The organism is Paraburkholderia sediminicola, from assembly GCF_046027825.1.
Taxonomy (GTDB): Bacteria; Pseudomonadota; Gammaproteobacteria; order Burkholderiales; family Burkholderiaceae; genus Paraburkholderia; species Paraburkholderia sediminicola_D.
The window spans coordinates 1-16,535 of the sequence record NZ_JAQQDU010000109.1; the positions used below are offsets into that span (position 1 = coordinate 1).

Annotated in this window: 15 protein-coding genes; 8 read left to right on the top strand and 7 right to left on the bottom strand. The window is 62.7% G+C overall.

What is annotated here, in order from left to right; genetic code table 11:
- Positions 1 to 286: hypothetical protein (locus tag PQQ96_RS35950; protein WP_408301305.1), on the bottom strand; the 286-nt coding region annotated here is incomplete at its 3' end.
- Between the two features lie 42 nt (positions 287 to 328).
- Here PQQ96_RS35950 and PQQ96_RS35955 point away from each other — a divergent pair.
- Positions 329 to 580, top strand: a complete 252-nt coding sequence (locus PQQ96_RS35955; RefSeq protein WP_074284389.1) for a DUF1488 family protein — start codon at positions 329 to 331, stop codon at positions 578 to 580.
- 113 nt (positions 581 to 693) lie between these two features.
- A complete protein-coding gene (locus PQQ96_RS35960; protein WP_408301307.1) occupies positions 694 to 939 on the top strand; it encodes a hypothetical protein in 246 nt (81 codons plus the stop codon).
- Between the two features lie 130 nt (positions 940 to 1,069).
- Here PQQ96_RS35960 and PQQ96_RS35965 read toward each other — a convergent pair whose 3' ends face one another.
- On the bottom strand, positions 1,070 to 1,999 hold the full coding sequence (locus PQQ96_RS35965) for a LysR family transcriptional regulator (RefSeq protein WP_408301308.1): 930 nt from the start codon (positions 1,997 to 1,999) through the stop codon (positions 1,070 to 1,072).
- A gap of 252 nt (positions 2,000 to 2,251) precedes the next feature.
- Between PQQ96_RS35965 and PQQ96_RS35970 the strand changes: the two genes are divergently transcribed.
- Complete coding sequence (locus PQQ96_RS35970; RefSeq protein ID WP_408301310.1) at positions 2,252 to 3,025, top strand: SDR family NAD(P)-dependent oxidoreductase; 774 nt, start codon at positions 2,252 to 2,254, stop codon at positions 3,023 to 3,025.
- Positions 3,026 to 3,035: 10 nt separating this feature from the next.
- Here PQQ96_RS35970 and PQQ96_RS35975 read toward each other — a convergent pair whose 3' ends face one another.
- A complete protein-coding gene (locus tag PQQ96_RS35975) occupies positions 3,036 to 4,436 on the bottom strand; it encodes a DHA2 family efflux MFS transporter permease subunit (protein ID WP_408301312.1) in 1,401 nt (466 codons plus the stop codon).
- A gap of 164 nt (positions 4,437 to 4,600) precedes the next feature.
- On the opposite strand from PQQ96_RS35975, the gene PQQ96_RS35980 reads away from it, so the two are divergent.
- Entirely contained in the window at positions 4,601 to 5,461 is an 861-nt protein-coding gene (locus PQQ96_RS35980; RefSeq protein WP_408301314.1) for a LysR family transcriptional regulator, read from the top strand.
- A 51-nt stretch (positions 5,462 to 5,512) separates the two neighbouring features.
- On the opposite strand, the gene add is transcribed toward PQQ96_RS35980, so the two are convergent.
- Complete coding sequence (gene add, locus PQQ96_RS35985; protein ID WP_408301316.1) at positions 5,513 to 6,610, bottom strand: adenosine deaminase; 1,098 nt, start codon at positions 6,608 to 6,610, stop codon at positions 5,513 to 5,515.
- A gap of 141 nt (positions 6,611 to 6,751) precedes the next feature.
- Positions 6,752 to 8,098 carry an NCS2 family permease gene (locus PQQ96_RS35990; protein WP_408301318.1) on the bottom strand — a complete coding sequence of 449 codons (1,347 nt, stop codon included), beginning with the start codon at positions 8,096 to 8,098 and terminating at the stop codon, positions 6,752 to 6,754.
- 83 nt (positions 8,099 to 8,181) lie between these two features.
- Here PQQ96_RS35990 and PQQ96_RS35995 point away from each other — a divergent pair, with 83 nt between their 5' ends.
- Positions 8,182 to 9,105, top strand: coding sequence for a LysR family transcriptional regulator (locus tag PQQ96_RS35995; RefSeq protein ID WP_408301320.1), 924 nt, complete (start codon positions 8,182 to 8,184; stop codon positions 9,103 to 9,105).
- A 66-nt stretch (positions 9,106 to 9,171) separates the two neighbouring features.
- On the opposite strand, the gene PQQ96_RS36000 is transcribed toward PQQ96_RS35995, so the two are convergent.
- Both PQQ96_RS36000 and PQQ96_RS36005 read right to left on the bottom strand, forming a co-directional pair.
- Positions 9,172 to 10,290, bottom strand: a complete 1,119-nt coding sequence (locus PQQ96_RS36000; RefSeq protein WP_408301342.1) for a nucleoside hydrolase — start codon at positions 10,288 to 10,290, stop codon at positions 9,172 to 9,174.
- Between the two features lie 5 nt (positions 10,291 to 10,295).
- Positions 10,296 to 11,405: a porin gene (locus tag PQQ96_RS36005; RefSeq protein ID WP_408301322.1), complete on the bottom strand. Its 1,110-nt coding sequence runs from the start codon at positions 11,403 to 11,405 to the stop codon at positions 10,296 to 10,298.
- Between the two features lie 285 nt (positions 11,406 to 11,690).
- Here PQQ96_RS36005 and PQQ96_RS36010 point away from each other — a divergent pair, with 285 nt between their 5' ends.
- From PQQ96_RS36010 to PQQ96_RS36020, 3 genes are all read left to right on the top strand, one after another.
- Positions 11,691 to 13,265, top strand: a complete 1,575-nt coding sequence (locus tag PQQ96_RS36010) for a methyl-accepting chemotaxis protein (RefSeq protein WP_408301324.1) — start codon at positions 11,691 to 11,693, stop codon at positions 13,263 to 13,265.
- A gap of 98 nt (positions 13,266 to 13,363) precedes the next feature.
- On the top strand, positions 13,364 to 14,413 hold the full coding sequence (locus tag PQQ96_RS36015) for an NAD(P)/FAD-dependent oxidoreductase (RefSeq protein WP_408301326.1): 1,050 nt from the start codon (positions 13,364 to 13,366) through the stop codon (positions 14,411 to 14,413).
- A gap of 142 nt (positions 14,414 to 14,555) precedes the next feature.
- On the top strand, positions 14,556 to 16,529 hold the full coding sequence (locus PQQ96_RS36020) for a PAS domain-containing hybrid sensor histidine kinase/response regulator (RefSeq protein WP_408301328.1): 1,974 nt from the start codon (positions 14,556 to 14,558) through the stop codon (positions 16,527 to 16,529).
- Positions 16,530 to 16,535 lie beyond the last annotated feature (6 nt).

Genomic DNA, 16,535 nt, shown 5'->3' on the forward strand with positions numbered 1-16,535 from the left:
CTCCAAGCCAGGGGACCCACTTAAGAATTAGCGGTGTGAGCCGCTTTCTTTGCTTATCTTTCTTTGCGGCGGCAAAGAAAGTAAGTGCCGCCCCGCACAGGGGCAACGCTAATAGACCGATAAGAAAACAAGGAAAGGCCAAGGCCGCAGGCACACAGACAGAAAGCGCCGCGCAGGCAAAAGAACGAAGCAAACCCCAACACCCCAAACAAACAGCCAAAAAAACAAGCCCCCCGCAGGGACAAACCCTAACACTTACAAACAACACCTTGACCGCGCCCCACATTCAGCGCACCGTGAAGAAGGAAAAACACCACGGGAGCGTGAAATGTCCCTCAACTTCCCGAACCCAAGCCGCAGTTATGACGCCTTCCGTCATTGTGTCAATTTCTGGGGCTACGACAACGCGCGCGAAATCGCTTTCACTGTCAATAATTCGGTCATTTCGAATCTGAGCCCGAGCGTCGGCTCGGACGAACCGGCAGTGCTGGCGGCCTTCGACCGTCATCGCGAGCAAATCCTCACGCTCGCTCGCGGTCTGTATGTCGGCGGTCCGCAAAACCGCTATACGATTTCTTGATGCAGCGCGGCGCGGCACGTCCAACCGGACCTGCCGTGCGCCGCCTTGTTCCACAGCCGAAGCAGCGCGGCGCCCACCGGCGCCTCGCGGTGCTTCGCCGCGGGAGTTCCAGCATGGATGATGACCAGGTCAACCTAGACGAAATCGCCGACAGCAAACGGCGGCGCGAAGCCGCACGCATCGCCGGAATCAACGAATCGGCCGCACCAGCGGCAAGCGGGCCGCAGCAAGGCCAGCCGGGCAACGAAGCCGCACCGAAGCAATGGGTCAAGCACGTCACGAAGTGGCTCGGCGCGAAGCGCACACTGATGCAACCGCGCCCAACCTTGGTGCTCAAAAAGAAACCAGCCGTTCTTTAGGCATGCGGCGCGAAAATAACCGGCGTAAAGCCGGTTTTTCTATTTGTGCCGCGCCCTCTACGCCGATAAACGCGTGCTTGCCGCCGGGTGGTTGTCGGCAGGTCATTGCATTCGCCACTCGAGCCGCAATTCAAGCGGCCGGTTCGCGCACCGGGCCCCCAGTCAGCGAAACGATGAAGTCGAAGAATGCCCGCACCTTGGCCGGTGGATGATGCCGCGAAGGGTAGAGGGCATACAGCGGATAAACCTCGTCGCCCCAGTCGGGAAACAGTTCGATCAGTTTGCCGGTGGCGAGCAACGCCTCGGCGCCGAGCGCGAGAATTTGCGCGACACCCTGGCCCGCCGCACACACGCTATGCAAGGTGCCGACGTCGTTCACGGTCAAGCTGCCTTGCGGGGTAATCACGATCTTCTTGCGTCCGCGATGAAACTCCCAGCTAAACGGGTAGCCCGTTAGCGGATCACGGAACTTGATGCACACGTGCTTGCCGTTCTCGAGTTCGGCCGGGCTCGCCGGATGTCCATGTTTCTTCAGATACGACGGCGCGGCCACGGTCAGAATCCGTGTGTCGAGCAGCTTGCGTGCAATCAGCGTTGAAACCGGCGGGTCGCCGAAGCGGATCGCTAGATCGAAACCATCGGCGACCATATCGCCTAACTGGTCGCGCGTGATCAACTCGAGTTGCAGATCGGCATGTTTATCGATGAAGCCACCGAGCCGCGGTCCCAGTACGAGACGCGAGAAGAACGGGTCCATGTTCACGCGCAAACGTCCGCGAACCGCGGTCGCACCCTGAGCCGCCGAAGCGGCCGCTTCTTCGAGTCCGCCGAGCAGCGGCACGATCTGTTCGTAAAAGCGCCGGCCTTCGTCCGTCAGCGTGACCGAGCGGGTGGTGCGGTCAAATAGCCGGATGCCGAGGCGTGCTTCGAGCCGTGCAACCGAACGACTCACCCCGGATTGCGACATGTCGAGCGCTTCGCCGGCCGCCGCGAAACTGCCGCAGTCAACGATCGCCGTCAGCACGCCCATGCCGTTCAGCATGCGCTCGTCAAATGGCATGTGATATTCCTTTGTTATGCATTAATGCCTGACATGCTAACGCGAAACACCGTTTGAATTCACAGGTCGGCGTCGGGAAACGCTGCCTGTCCGAGTGAATCGATGACGCGGCATCATGAGTGGAATGACAGCCGCGCTATCGCGTCAGGTGCCCGGTTGGCGCTAATCTGTATGAGTTCACCTGACGCACAATGGAATGCGGTTCCCACCATGCGTCAGGCATATTTTTGCTGATCAATGGAGTACGCCATTATGTCGCGCGTTTTTATTACCGGTTCCGCCGACGGCCTCGGTCAGATGGCCGCTCGCCTGCTCGTCGACGCTGGCCATCGGGTGGTTTTGCACGCGCGCAATGCCTCGCGTGCCGACGAAGCCTTGAAGGCCGTGCCGGAAGCGGAGACTGCTTTAGCAGGCGATCTGTCGAGTATTGCCGCCACGATCGCATTAGCGGAGCAGGTCAACCAACTCGGCCACTTCGACGCGGTGATCCACAACGCGGCGGTCGGTTACCAGGAGCCACGCCGGATTGCCACGGTGGATGGCCTGCCGCACGTGTTTGCGGTCAACACGCTGGCGCCCTACGTATTGACCGCGCTGATCGGCAAGCCGCAGCGGCTCGTGTATCTAAGCTCGGGCCTGCATCGGAGCGGCGACGCGAGTCTCGACGATCTGGCATGGGAGCGACGGCACTGGCAGGGCGCGGCGGCCTATTCGGACTCGAAACTGCATGACGCGCTACTGGCGTTTGCGATGGCGCGCCGCTGGCCGGAGGTGTCGTCGAATGCGTTGGAGCCTGGTTGGGTGGCGACGAAAATGGGCGGGGCGGGTGCGCCGGATGATCTGCAAGCAGCACCCAAAACCCAGGTATGGCTCGCCGTCAGCGATGATCCGGCGGCTGCCGTCGGCGGCGGGTACTTCTATCACATGAAACCGCGCGAGACGCATCCGGCGGTTCACGATGTCGCTGTGCAGGAGCGCTTGATCGAAGCGTGTGAGGGATTTTCCGGCATTCGTTTGCCAGATTGAGAGACGCTCCTCAGCGCCCCGCGCCCTGGGTCGCCTGGCCACGTACGTCGCGCGTGACGGGCTTCTCGTCGAGGTGGCGGAACACCCATGCGGACACCAGCGTGATGACGCCCACGCACACGAAGCTCAGGCGGAACCCGAGCGCCGCCGATCCCCATTGCGCCGAGAACAGATTCACGAGGCCGCCGCCGATCGAGACGCCCAGTCCGATCGCCAGCATCTGCACCATCGAAAAGAGGCTGTTGCCGCTGCCGGCATCCTCATGCGAGAGGCCTTTGAGCGTGACGCTGTTCATCGCCGCGAACTGCATGGAGTTGGCGCCGCCGAACACCGCCAGAATCACGATCTCGACGATGAGCGGCGTACCCCGCGTAATCAATGCGAACGCAACGATCGCCGACCCAACGATCACCGTGTTGACGAGCAGGAAGGTGTCATAGCCATAGCGGCGCACGAGCGGCGCAATCCAGCGTTTGGTGAGGGTGCCGGCCAGTGCGGCGGGCAGCATCATCAGGCCGGAATGCAGCGGTGTATAGCCGAGTTGCAATTGCAGCAGCAACGGCACGAGGAACGGTACGGCGCTCGAGCCGATGCGGCACACCAGGTTGCCGATCAGACCGACGCTGAAATTCGGCTCGCTGAAGAGCGAGAGTTTGAAGAGCGGATTGCTACGGCGCCTGGCGTGCGGAATGTAGGCAAGCGCGCTGACGACAGCGAGCGCGAAGAGACCCGCCGACCACGCCGCGCGGTGCGTCTCGACCGGCGTCTCGACGGCCAGCGAAAACGTGATCATGCACAGCGACAGCAGCCCACAGCCAACGAAGTCGAACGGCGGCGCCTCGGCTTCGCCATGCGCCGGCAAAAACCGCTGCACCGCGTAGAGACCGACCGCGCCGATCGGCACATTGATTAGAAAGATCCAGTGCCACGTGATGGCCTCAACGAACCAGCCGCCGAGCGTAGGACCGGCGATCGGCCCTAACTGGCCGGCAATCGAAATGAACGCGAGCGCCGACACGTATTGCTCGCCCGAGACGCTGCGCAGGACGGCGAGCCGCCCGATCGGTAACAGCATCGAGCCGCCCAGCCCTTGCAGGACCCGTGCCATCACCAGTTGGCCGAGCGTATGCGCGCTCGCGCAGCAGATTGAACCGAGCACGAACACAAGAATCGCCACGAAATACACACGCCGTGTGCCGAAACGGTCGGCGAGCCAGCCCGACGCGGGGGTGAGCATCGCCATCGTCAGCGTGTAGGCGACCACGATCGGCTGCATCGCGAGGGGCGCGACGTGCAGGCTGTTCGCGATCGACGGCAACGCGGTGTTGACGATCGTCGTGTCGAGCGACTGCATGAAAAAGCCGGCGGCGACGATCCAGAGCAGCGCGGTTTGGGCGGAGTCCTTGTTCATATTCAAATGAGCGATAGGGCGCTGGCGGGGACAGATCGGCGGCCCGTGCTCGAAACAATCGTTGGGGGGATCCCGTCATGATATTGACATTCTCGTCAATCGGGAACCTCACTGGAGGCGTTGACTGTTATCGACTTTACCGATAACCAGGACCACAATGGAGCATGCTCAATCCCATCTGGCTCAAGACCTTCGCAACCGTCGCAGCCTGCCATAGCTTCACCGAAGCGGGGCGGCAACTCGATCTCACGCAATCGAGCGTCAGCGAACATATCCGCCGGCTCGAAGAGAGCGTGGGGCGGCGTTTGTTGGTGCGCGACACTCATTCGCTCGCGATGACCCCGGACGGCGAGGCCATGCTCGCCCATGCCACCGTGATCCTGCAGGCACTCGCGCGGGCTGAGTCGCAGTTTCGCGCGCCGCGCCTGAAAGGGCGCGTGCGGCTCGGTTCATCGGACGACGTCGCGCTCGGACCGCTGCCCACCGTGCTGGCGGCGTTTCGCGACGCGCATCCGGATGTCGAGCTGGAAATCACGATCGGTATGACCGGCAAGCTGTATGAATTGCTGGACGACGGGTCGATCGATCTGCTGGTCGGTAAGCGGCGTCTGGGCGACCGCCGCGGTGTGCCGCTTTTCACGGGGCGGCTGGAATGGCTGGCACGAATCGGTACGCGGGTCGATCTCAGTCAGCCGTTGCCGCTGATCCTGGTCGCCGAGCCGAGCGTGACGCGAGCCGTGGTGCTCGATGCGCTCGCCGAAGCCGGTTTCAGTTGGCAGGTGGTGTGTACGAGCAGCAGTCACGCGGGTTGCATTGCGGCCGCGCGCGGTGGCCTCGGCATTACGGTTCGTCCGCAGTATCTGGCCGCGCGAGGCCTGGCGCCGCCGCTCAACGCCGCCAGTCTGCCGACGCTGCCCTCGGTGGAATTTATCGCGCTGGCCGCCAAACGGCTTAGCCGTCCGGCGGGCACGTTGCTGCAGTTGCTGCACGACAGCGATTTGCGCGGGTCGTGGATCGGCGAGTGAACGTGTGTGGCGCGTCTTGGGGGAATGGACTAACCCGAGGCGCTGTTCCACTTAGGTGGGCATGGCCGCCGCCAACGTATCGAACTCCGTACCCCACGCCGTGCGCCATGCGCGGCGCGTCGCTTCATCGACCCATGCGCCGTCGATACCGTTCAGCATGAACTGCCGCAACTCGGCGATGCTGAAGCCGAAGTGGCTGAACATCAATTGCCATGCTTCGCTCGGCGTCACTTTGTGCAGTGTCGGGTCGTCGGTGTTCGGGTGAATTTTCAGGCCCAGACCCGGCATGCGCCGCATGGGATGCTGTTCAGCCCAGACTTCCGGGGCGAGCGTGCGCAAATAGTAGGAGTTGGTCGGCACCACGGTAAACACGATGCCGCGCTCCGCGTAAAGTGCCGCCAACTGCGGGTTTTCGACGATCGTATAGCCATGATCGATCCGGTCGCACTGCAGCAGGTCGACGGCCGTCTCGACATTGCGCCAGGGCATGCCGAATTCGCCCGCATGCGCGGTGGTTTTGAAGCCAGCGTTTCGGGCGTTGCGGTAGGCCTTCCAGAACAACTCAGGCGGCCTGTCGTTCTCGCGATAGTCAATGCCGAGGCCCGCCACTTCGTCCGCACGATGCACGCACATCCAGTCGACCAGCGCGACCGCTTCGTCGGGATCGGCTTCGCGGTCGATGCTCGGGATCAGTCGCGCGCTGATGCCGAAGTCACGCGCGGCGTCGCGAATCGCGGTGACAATGGCCGCTTGCGCATCCGCATAGGGAATCTTCGAGACGCGCACCGTACCGGTAGGATTCCAGAAAAATTCGCTGTGACGCACCTGGTGCGCGGCGGCATCGGCGAGATATTCGTAGGCGATGCGATGCAGGTCGTCCGCCTGCGTGAGCAGATGCTCGTCGAGCGCGCGCAGCACACGCAGCACGCCAACGGGCTTTTCGCCGCGCGTATAGAACGCGTCGATCTCTTCGCGGCCGATCGGCGCATGGCTCTTTTCGGCAAGCGCGATGAAGGTCTCATGACGCACCGCGCCCAGCAGGTGGCAATGCAACTCGACTTTCGGCAGGGCGGTGAAGAAAGCGCGATGGGCGTCGGTGAGCGTTATGCCGAGGCGCGATGCGGGCACGTTGCCCAATGTCTCTTTCATGTCGGTATGGTTTTCGGTAGTGCGTAAAACTCGACGCAAATTCAGTTTAGTGCAAATGCAGAGTGAAAACGTGCGGCTACGTTGGGTGAGCTGGTGGGCAAGCAGGCGGCGTCACCGGGCCGATCAACTCAGCCACCGCGCTCAATGCGGCTTCACCACGGTATAGAAGTAATAGCCTAGCGGCACGGCCAGCACATGGAGACCCCACGGTACTTCACGAAACCGTCCGGCGAGCAGCTTGACGAGGACGTAGCAAAGCAGACCACCCGCGATACCGGTACCGAAACTGTTCGACATCAGTGTGAGCAGCACCATCGAAAGAACGGGCAGCGAGTCGCTGAAGTCGTCGAAATGCGTATGGCGAATCGTGCTGAACATCGACAGCCCGATCAGGATCAGCGCCGGGGCGGTGGCTTCTTTCGGTATTGCCAGAGCGACCGGCACGAATAGCAGCATCAGGGCGAACATCGCGGCCGCGGCGAGCGAGGAAAGACCTGTGCGTCCCCCCGCTTCAACGCCTGCCGCGGACTCCACCAGCGCGGTGAGCGCCGGAATGCCGAACACCGGACCGAGCGTCGCCGCAATCGAATCGACCAGAAACGGCCGGTTGATGTTCGGCAGATTCGCGTTTTCATCGAGCAGCTCCGCTTTGGCGCCGACGGCGAGCGTGGTGCCGAGCGTCGAGAAAAACTCTGCGGCGAAGAACACGAACAGATACGGAATCGCGGCCACACTCAATGCGCTCGCAATGTCGAGCTTGAGGGCGATCGGCGCGATGCTATGCGGCCACGACAGAAACGACGCGGGCATATGCGTGACGCCGAGCGGCACACCGGCGCCGGCCGCGATCAGGATCGCCCACAAAATCGCACCGGGTACACGGCGGCCTTGCAGCACGACAGCCGCGCCGAGGCCGATCAATGCGACCAGGGTGCCGGGCCGCGAAAAATCGCCGAGCGCGAGCGCATTGGTCTTCGCATTGGCGATCACCATCCCGGCGTTACGGAAGCCGAGCACCGCGATGAACAAACCGATCGATGCTCCGAGGCCGAGCTTGATCTGCGCCGGAATCAGCCGCACCACAAGGCTGCGCGCGCCCACGAGAGTCAGGATCAGGAACAGCACACCAGAGACAAACGCTATGCCCAGGCCTGTTTGCCACGCGACGTGTTCGCCCGCGAGCGTAATGCCGAGAATCACCGAGCCGCCGATGCCCGGCCCCACCAGAAACGGCAGATTCGCATACAGCGCCATCAACACCGTGCTCAGCACGAACACGAGAATCGTCGCGGTAGTCGCCGCGCCGCGATCCATGCCGCCCGCCGACAGCAGCGACGGAATCACCACCAGCAAGTAGGCGGCCGCGAGAAACGAGGTGATGCCGGCAATCGCTTCGATACGCACACTGGTTTTGCGCTCGGCGAGCGCGAAACGCTGTTCGAGCCAGCCGCTGCGCGCCGTGTGTGCCGGGTTGTTCGTCTGCGGCATTGAAGATTCGTTATTGATCAATTGATTCATCCTGTAATCACGCCATTTATACTGCTGCGCATTGCGTCGATGCATTGCTCTCCATGACCGACCGTTCGTCCCTGCTGCCCGCGCTTACATTGCGCCAAATCCAGTACTTCGTCACGCTTGCGCATGCGCGCAGTTTCACGCAGGCCGCGCAGTCGCTCGCGTTGACGCAGCCTGCGTTGACCGCGGCGATCCGGCAGATCGAATTCCTGCTCGGCGGCCCGCTGTTCGCGCGCTCCGCTCATCGATTGACGCTCACGCACGCGGGCGCCAGCGTGTTGCCGCTCGCCGAGCGTCTGCTCAATCAGGCGCGCGGCACCTTCGACGATATGGCGAGCACCTTCGCCGAGCGGGTGCAGACAGTGCGCATCGGACTGATTCCGTCGGCGGCTGCGCGCCTGTTGCCCGCGCTCGCTTCGTTGCGCGCGCAACAACCGTCGCTGCGGTTCACGCTGAACGACCTGCCGAACACCGCCTTGATCGATGCCGTGCGCCAGGGCGCGGCCGATTTCGGCGTCGGTGTGCACGAGCCCGACGCGGCGGCGGACAACGACGGTGAGGCCGCGTTGCGCTACCAGGATCTGTTCGAGGATCAGATCGTGGTAGTGGTGCGGCGCGACGATCCGCTCGCGCAGAAGAAGAGCCTTGCGTGGGCAAAGCTGGTGGGCCGCGATCTGGCGGTGTTCGTGCGCGGCAGCGTCAGCGATGCCCTGCGGCGCACCGGCGGGGCCGAAGGTCTGCAACTGACGGTCGCCTACCGCGTCGAGTACACGGAGCCTTTGTACGAACTCGTGCGCAGCCGTCTGGCGATTGCGGTGCTGCCCAGTCTCTACACCATGCATCTGCACGATACGGAGCTGGTCGCGTTGCGCCTCGACAAGCCGCGCGTCACCCGCTCGATCGCGCTGATTTCGCTTGCCGGCGACGATCGCGGCCCGCACGTGCGGGCTTGCCGCGAGTGGATCGCCGCGCATATCTGACGCGACGTACGCCGGATGCAGGCGCGTTGCCGAGCCTTTCACGGGTTCACGCATGGGTTCATTGGTTCACGGCAAGGTGGCGAGGCGTGTGCGCAAGGCGGCATAAAAACCGTCCGCGTCGACTTCGGTGATCCAGGTCGCGTTCGGCTTGCGGCCGCTGTGCCCACTCCAGTCCACCACAGTTTCACCGAGCGTCCATTCGCCGACTGTCTCGATCACCACGTTGACCTCGCGCCCTTTGAATAGAGACGGCTCGATCAGGTAGCCCGTCGCGCAGGGATCGTACATCGGCGCTTCTTCGACACCCTTGCGTCCCTTCTGATACGCGACTTCCGCAGCCAGAATGTCGGCGACCATCGTGCCGCAGCGATTGCCGAGCGCGCGAATCGGCGCGATCCGTGCCGGCGTGATCATCGCTTTCACGGCGACGTCGCGCGGCAGCACGACGACCGGCACACCGCTGGCAAACACGACTTGCGCGGCTTGCGGGTCGACATAGATATTGAATTCGGCCGCAGGCGTGATGTTGCCGCGTTCAAAGAAGGCGCCGCCCATCAGCACGATTTCGCGGATGCCTTCGCGAATTTCCGGCGCTTCGATGAATGCGGTGGCGAGGTTGGTCAACGGCCCGATCGCACACAGCGTCACGCTATGCGGCGGCGCCGCCTGCAAGGTGTCGATCAGAAACGCGACCGCGTGCTGCGGTGCGAGCGGGGCGAGCGGTTCATGCAGCGGCACGCCGTCGAGGCCGGTCTTGCCGTGCACGTTGGCGGCCGTGATCAGTTCCCGCGTGAGTGGCCGCGGGCAGCCTGCATACACCGGCAGCGATTGCGTACGCTCGGCCCAGTCGCGCACGATGCGGGCGTTGCGTTCGGTGAGATTGAGCGGCACGTTGCCCGCGACCGTCGTGATCGCGCGCACATCGAGCCGGTCGCTCGCTCCGAGGGCGAACAGGATGGCAATCGCGTCGTCCTGACCGGGATCGCAATCGATGATCACGCTGCGGCGGGTGCCGCTTTGCGAAGCGATGGCGCTGGAAGAGGACGGGCCGCTTACGGCATTAGCGGCGTCGGCACCGCCTGAGGCCGCGCCGGCAAACATCGGCCAGGCCGAGGCACCCGCAGCCAGTCCCATGGCCGTGCGCAAAAATGCGCGCCGGTCTTGCGTTGGATCGAAGGCGTTCATCATTGTCAGAACACGTGGCGCATGCCGACCGTCGTGATCATCTGACGGATGCCGTTGGATTGAGCGTAGGCAAAAATCTGCGCGTGTTGCGCGTCGCCAGCGGCTTGCTGCGCGATCACCGTCAGCGCGACGTCGGTGCGTTTCGACAGGAAATAGTCGGCTTGCAGATTGACCTGATGCCATTTGGGGCTCGTGTTGATCACATCGTATTTGCCGTCCGTGAAGGCATACGCTGCGCCGAGAATGAGCGCAGGGCCCACGTGGTAGTTCACGTTCAGATTGTAGTTCTGCAAATGCAGATGCGAACCGTCGAGATAATCGTAGCGGACATCGGTGAAGAGCGCTGCAAATTGCGCGGGACCGACGGTATAGAAGCCGCCCGTGCCGAAGATGCGCTGCTTGCTCGCATACGCGGCCGGATGCAACGCGCTCTTCGCGAAGATCAGCAGTGACGACGCGTAGTCGTTCGAAATCGCGCCGTCCGGGTTGGTCGCGCTAAACGGGTTGTTGTACTGCGCGTAGACCACGCTCCACTTCAGCGGGCCGTTCTCGTAACCGGCGCCGAAGCTGTACGCATTGTTGTTGGCGAAACCGGTGGCGTTGCTGAAGCCGTACTCGGCGGTGGCCTTCAGGCCGCGATAGTCGGGCGTCACGTACTTCACTGCGTTTTGCACGCGGATGTCGTTATAGCCGTTGTCGTTGTCGCCGATATTCACGCCGTTGCTCGCGATGATCACCGGGCCGACATAGTCGTGCACGGTGTCGTACTGGCGGCCGAAGGTCAGCGTACCGAATGTCTTGCTGGCGAGTCCGACGAACGCCTGCCGGCCAAATTCGCGGCCGTTTTGCGACGCATTGCCGGTCATCACGTTAAAGCCGTTTTCCAACTGGAAGATCGCGGTCGTGCCGCCGCCCAGATCTTCGACACCCTTCAGGCCCCAGCGCGGATTCTGGTTAGTACCCGACAGTGCCTGCCACGCGTTCTTGCCGCCCTGATTCGTCGCATAGCCGACGCCAGCCGAAATCAGGCCATACAGCGTCACGCTGCTTTGCGCATGGGCGGCGCTGGAGAGTGCGCCGGCGATCGCGAGAGGGGCGAACTTGAGTAGTTTCATCGTGGTCCAGTAGCAGGAAAGGAGGGCGCCGAGCGTAAGGCGCATTTGAACTGGGCTCGACTATACGAAGTCGTCGGCTATAAAAATAATGTTGTTTTTTTATAGTTCCATAAATTTAATCTATTCAATGAAGCCTTCGGCGACCACCGGCGAAACAGCGCTTGCGTGCCTGTTGCGCGTTTGCCGCGCCTCGCGAATTTAATTTTTTACTGTCGGGGCGGATCGCTATACTTTCCATATGCGGTTACATGTTCTATATATGGAACAAAAACTACAAGAACCCCAATGACCAAGAACCTGACCATCAATCTACGGATCGCGATCACCATCGCGTTTCTCGGCGTGCTGCTGATTGCCACCGGCGCGCTCGGCATTCTCGGGATGAACGAAAGCAACGAGGCGCAGCGTGAGGCGTACACGGTGCATTTCGCCTCGGTCGTGGCGCTCGGCAAGTCGGGCACGGCCATGTCACGTGCGCGCTTCGGGCTCGACTGGGCGATGAGCAACCCGCGTTCGCCGCAACTTGGCGCGCAACTCGATCGCGCCCGCATGCTGCTCGCCGATTCCGACAAATGGTGGAACAGCTTCCGTGATCTACCGAAAACGCCTGATCTGCAACGTCTCACCGACGATCTCGACGCGAAGCGCACCGCGGTCCGGCGTGACGGTATCGACAAGCTGGTCGATGCGATCCGCACAGGCGACGCGAGCTGGATGGACGAAAGCCGCGCGAATCACCTGATTGGCCTTTATACGGCGATGAACACGAGCCAGGGCGCGTTGGAGGATTATCTGAATCAGCAGGCAAGCGATGTGAGCGAGCGCTCAGCCGCGTTGTTTCACACGCTGCTGGTTGCGTGTATCGGCAGCATTCTGGTGGGTCTGACGGTGGCGTTCGTCAGTTGGCGCACGTTGCGTCGCGCGATCATGGGGCCGCTGAACGACGCGCTGCGCCAGTTCGATGCTATCGCCGCCGGCGAATTGACCACGCACGTGCCCATTCGCTCGAACGACGAAATGGCGACGCTGCTGCGTGGTGTCGCCTCCATGCAGGACAAGCTCGGCGCGACCGTCACTACCGTACGCGCCGGTTCGCACTCGATCGCTTCGTCGACACAACAGATCGCCGCGGGCAATCTCGATCTGTCGCAACGCACGGAGGAGCAGGCGGCGTCGTTGGAGGAAGCTGCCGCGGCGATGGAACAGCTCACGTCGACCGTACAACTGAACGCAGAGAACGCGCATCACGCAAGCGAGCTGGCGCTGCGCGCGTCGGAGATGGCCGCGCGTGGACGCAGTTCGGTCGGCAGCATGGTCGAGACGATGCGCGTGATTCACGCGGGGTCGTCGAAGATGACCGGCATCATTACCGCGATTGAAGGCATCGCATTTCAGACGAATATCCTCGCGCTAAATGCGGCCGTCGAAGCCGCACGCGCGGGTGAAGAAGGGCGCGGCTTCGCCGTGGTGGCGGGCGAAGTGCGCAGTCTCGCGCAACGTTCCGCCGCTGCGGCGAAAGAAATCGGCGCGCTGATCGCGGAATCGACTTCGCGTGTCGAAAGCGGCGCAGGGCTCGTCAATGAAGCGGGCGATACGATGCAGGAGATCGAAGCGGCGATCGGGCGCGTGGCGCGGATTGTCAGCGAGATTGCAGCGGCCTCTAAAGAGCAGAGCGAGGGTATCAAACAGGTGAGCCTCGCTGTCACGCAGATGGATGAGGTCACGCAGCACAACGCCGCGCTGGTCGAAGAGAGTGCGGCAACGGCGAACTCGCTCGCGGATCAGGCGCGGCAGTTGAGCGAGTTGACCTCGGCCTTTAAGGTCGCCCGCGAGGTGGCGGGACGTGAGCCGGCGTTCTGAGTCAGTGCTCAAGCGTCCTTACCGCGTGTAATGGCATCGTTGCCGGGCTTCGGGCGATTCTGTATGGTGGATCATCGACCTACCCGATGAGATCCCGAATGACGGCCGCCACAGACCAACTTCCGCAACCGATTCGCTCCGATGTCCTGATTGTCGGCGCCGGCCCCGTGGGCCTCTTTGCCGCTTTCGAAGCGGGTGTGATCGGCCTGTCATGCCAGATTGTCGACGGGCTCGACAAGGTGGGCGGGCAGTGCATCGAGCTCTATCCCGACAAGCCGATCTACGACATTCCCGCGATTCCGTCGTGCACCGCACGCGAACTGGTCGAGCGGTTGATGGTGCAATGCAAGCCGTTCGATGTGCCGATCCATCTCGAACAACGGGTCGAGTCGGTCGAGCAGCGCGACGATGGGCGCTGGACCGTGCGCACCGAGCGTGGCCTCGTATTCGACGTGGCGGCGATTCTGCTTGCCGCCGGCAACGGTGCGTTCGTCCCGCAGAAACTGGCGCTGGCCGAAGCCGTGCCGCTGGAATCGCGTCACGTGCACTACAGCGTGCCACGTCTCGCCGATTTCGCCGGCAAAACGGTGGTGGTGGCCGGCGGTGGTGATTCCGCGCTCGACTGGGCGCTGGCGCTGCGCAAGGTGGCGCGGCACGTGACGCTGGTGCATCGGCGCAACGGCTTCAGCGCGGCGGATTCGAGCGTCGAGTCGATGCGGCGGGCGGTCGAGGCTGGCGAGATGGACTTCATCGTCGGCGCGATTTCAGGGCTCAACGTCGAGGGCGATGCGTTGAAATCGATCGCGCTGCGGCATATCGAAGGTGAAACGCAGCTCGAAACCGAGCAGCTCGTCGTGCTGTATGGATTGGTCGCCGATCTTGGACCGATCGCGAAGTGGGGTCTGTCGATCCACGCTGGCCGCGTCGATGTAGATACCTCCAACTACGAAAGCTCGCGGCCCGGCATCTTTGCGGTCGGCGACATTGCCAACTATCCGAACAAGCAGAAGCTCATTCTGTCCGGTTTTCACGAGGCGTCGCTGGCGCTGCGCAAGGCGTATGCCTACGCCTATCCCGAGAAGAAGCGGGTGCACGTCCATTCCAGTTATGACGCGAAGCTGGCGGAAAAGGTCGGGGCGGCGGGCTGAAGATCTGGCGAAGTATCGACGCTTGCTGAAGCGTGCCGACGTTTGCTGCTTTCAGTTGTCGACGCGATAAGGTTGGACAATAGGCGAATCATGCAAGCGAGCCGGTGTATGCTTTTGATCACACCCATTGACTCTTCCGGCTATGAACGAGCTCGACACCCACTCCACAGATGACGACGACGGGGCCGCCAACGTGTCGCCCGCGCTCCGTGTGAACTCATCCGTCGAGGTCGATTACGGTGCGCTGGTCCAGTCGATCGAAGACTACGCAATCTTCCTGCTGGACCCGACCGGGCATATCGTCAGCTGGAATGCCGGTGCGCAGAAGCTGAAGGGCTACGCGGCGCACGAGATCATCGGCGAGCACTTCTCGCGCTTCTATTGTGCAGAAGCCGTGGCGCGCGGCTGGCCTGCTTATGAGTTGCAGCAGGCAGCATTGACCGGCCGCTTCGAGGACGAAGGCTGGCGGGTTCGCAAAGACGGCACGACCTTCTGGTGTAACGTGGTCATCACGGCGGTGCGCAATCAGGCGGGTGTGCTGACGGGCTTCGCCAAGATTACCCGCGATCTGACCGCGCAGCGCGAGTACCTGGAGGCGTTGCGGCAGAGCGAGGAGCGCTTCCGTCTGCTGGTCGAGAACGTGAAAGACTACGCGATTTTCATGCTCGATCCGGATGGCTACGTGGTGAGCTGGAACGCGGGTGCCGCGCGCATCAAGGGCTATAAGCGCGAAGAAATCGTCGGCCGGCATTTTTCGACCTTCTACACGCGCGAAGAAGCGGCGGCCGGCAAGCCTGCACGCGAACTGGCGATCGCGAGGCAGATCGGCCAGGTCGAAGACGAAGGCTGGCGTGTGCGCAAGGACGGCACGACTTTCTGGGCCAACGTCAACATCACCGCGGTGTATGACGAATCGAACCGTCTGCGTGGCTTCGCAAAGGTGACGCGCGATCTGACCGAGCGCCGTGAGCGCGAAGAACTGGAACGCTCCGGCTACCGTATGCGCAAGTTTCTCGCCACGCTCGCCCACGAGTTGCGTAATCCGCTTGCGCCAGTGCGCAACGCGATCGGCGTGATGCAACTCGAGGCGGGTATGAGCCCTACGCTGGCACGCTCCCGCGATCTGATCGACCGCCAGGTCACGCATCTCACGCGCCTCGTCGACGATCTTCTCGACGTCGGCCGCATCATGTCGGACAAAGTCGAGTTGCGGCTTGCGCGTGTCGATCTGGCCGAAGTAGTGGCGCGCGCGATCGAAGCCGCGCGGCCATTTACCGACTCGCGGGCGCAGAGCGTGGCGACGCATATGCCGGCCGAGCCGCTTATCGTGAGCGGCGACACCACGCGGCTTGTGCAAGTGCTGCAAAACCTGCTGCATAACGCGTCGAAATTTTCGCCGTCCGGCAGCCGTGTCGAGATATTCGGGCGTGTCGAGCATCGCATGGCGGTGCTGGAAGTGCGCGATCGAGGCCGCGGCATTCCTGTACGTTCGCTCGATGCGATCTTCGAGTTGTTCGTGCAGGAAAAGAGTGGGCAAAGCCTTGGCGAGGGTGGCCTCGGCATCGGCCTTACGTTGTGCAAATCGTTGATCGAAATGCACGGCGGCAGCATCATCGCGAGCAGCGAGGGCGAGGGATGCGGCAGTTCGTTCACGCTCAGTTTGCCGCTTGCCGCGGCGCCCTCCGAAGCTCAGGTTGATCAGGCTGGCGTTCCCTGCGCGGCAGTGTCGCCGTTGCGGATTCTGCTGGTGGACGACAATCGCGACTCCGCCGACAGCCTCGCCATGCTGTTCGAACTCAAAGGCCACGAAGTCCGCATTGCCTACGACGGCGCGCAGGCGCTCGATGTCGCGCCGCGCCTCGTACCCCACCTCGCGCTGATCGACCTTGCGATGCCAAAAATGGACGGCTTCGCGACGCTGGCGGGGTTGCGCGAGATGCCCGCGCTGGCCGGCACGGTGTTCGCCGCGATGACAGGCTTCGGTCACGCAAGCGATCGCGAGCGTACGCAGGCGGCCGGTTTTCACTCGCATCTCGTCAAGCCAGTGGACCTCGCGCTATTTGAGGCCTTGCTGGAACAGGCGCAAGCGCGGCGCGGGCAGTGCGGTCCGGGCTAAAGTCAA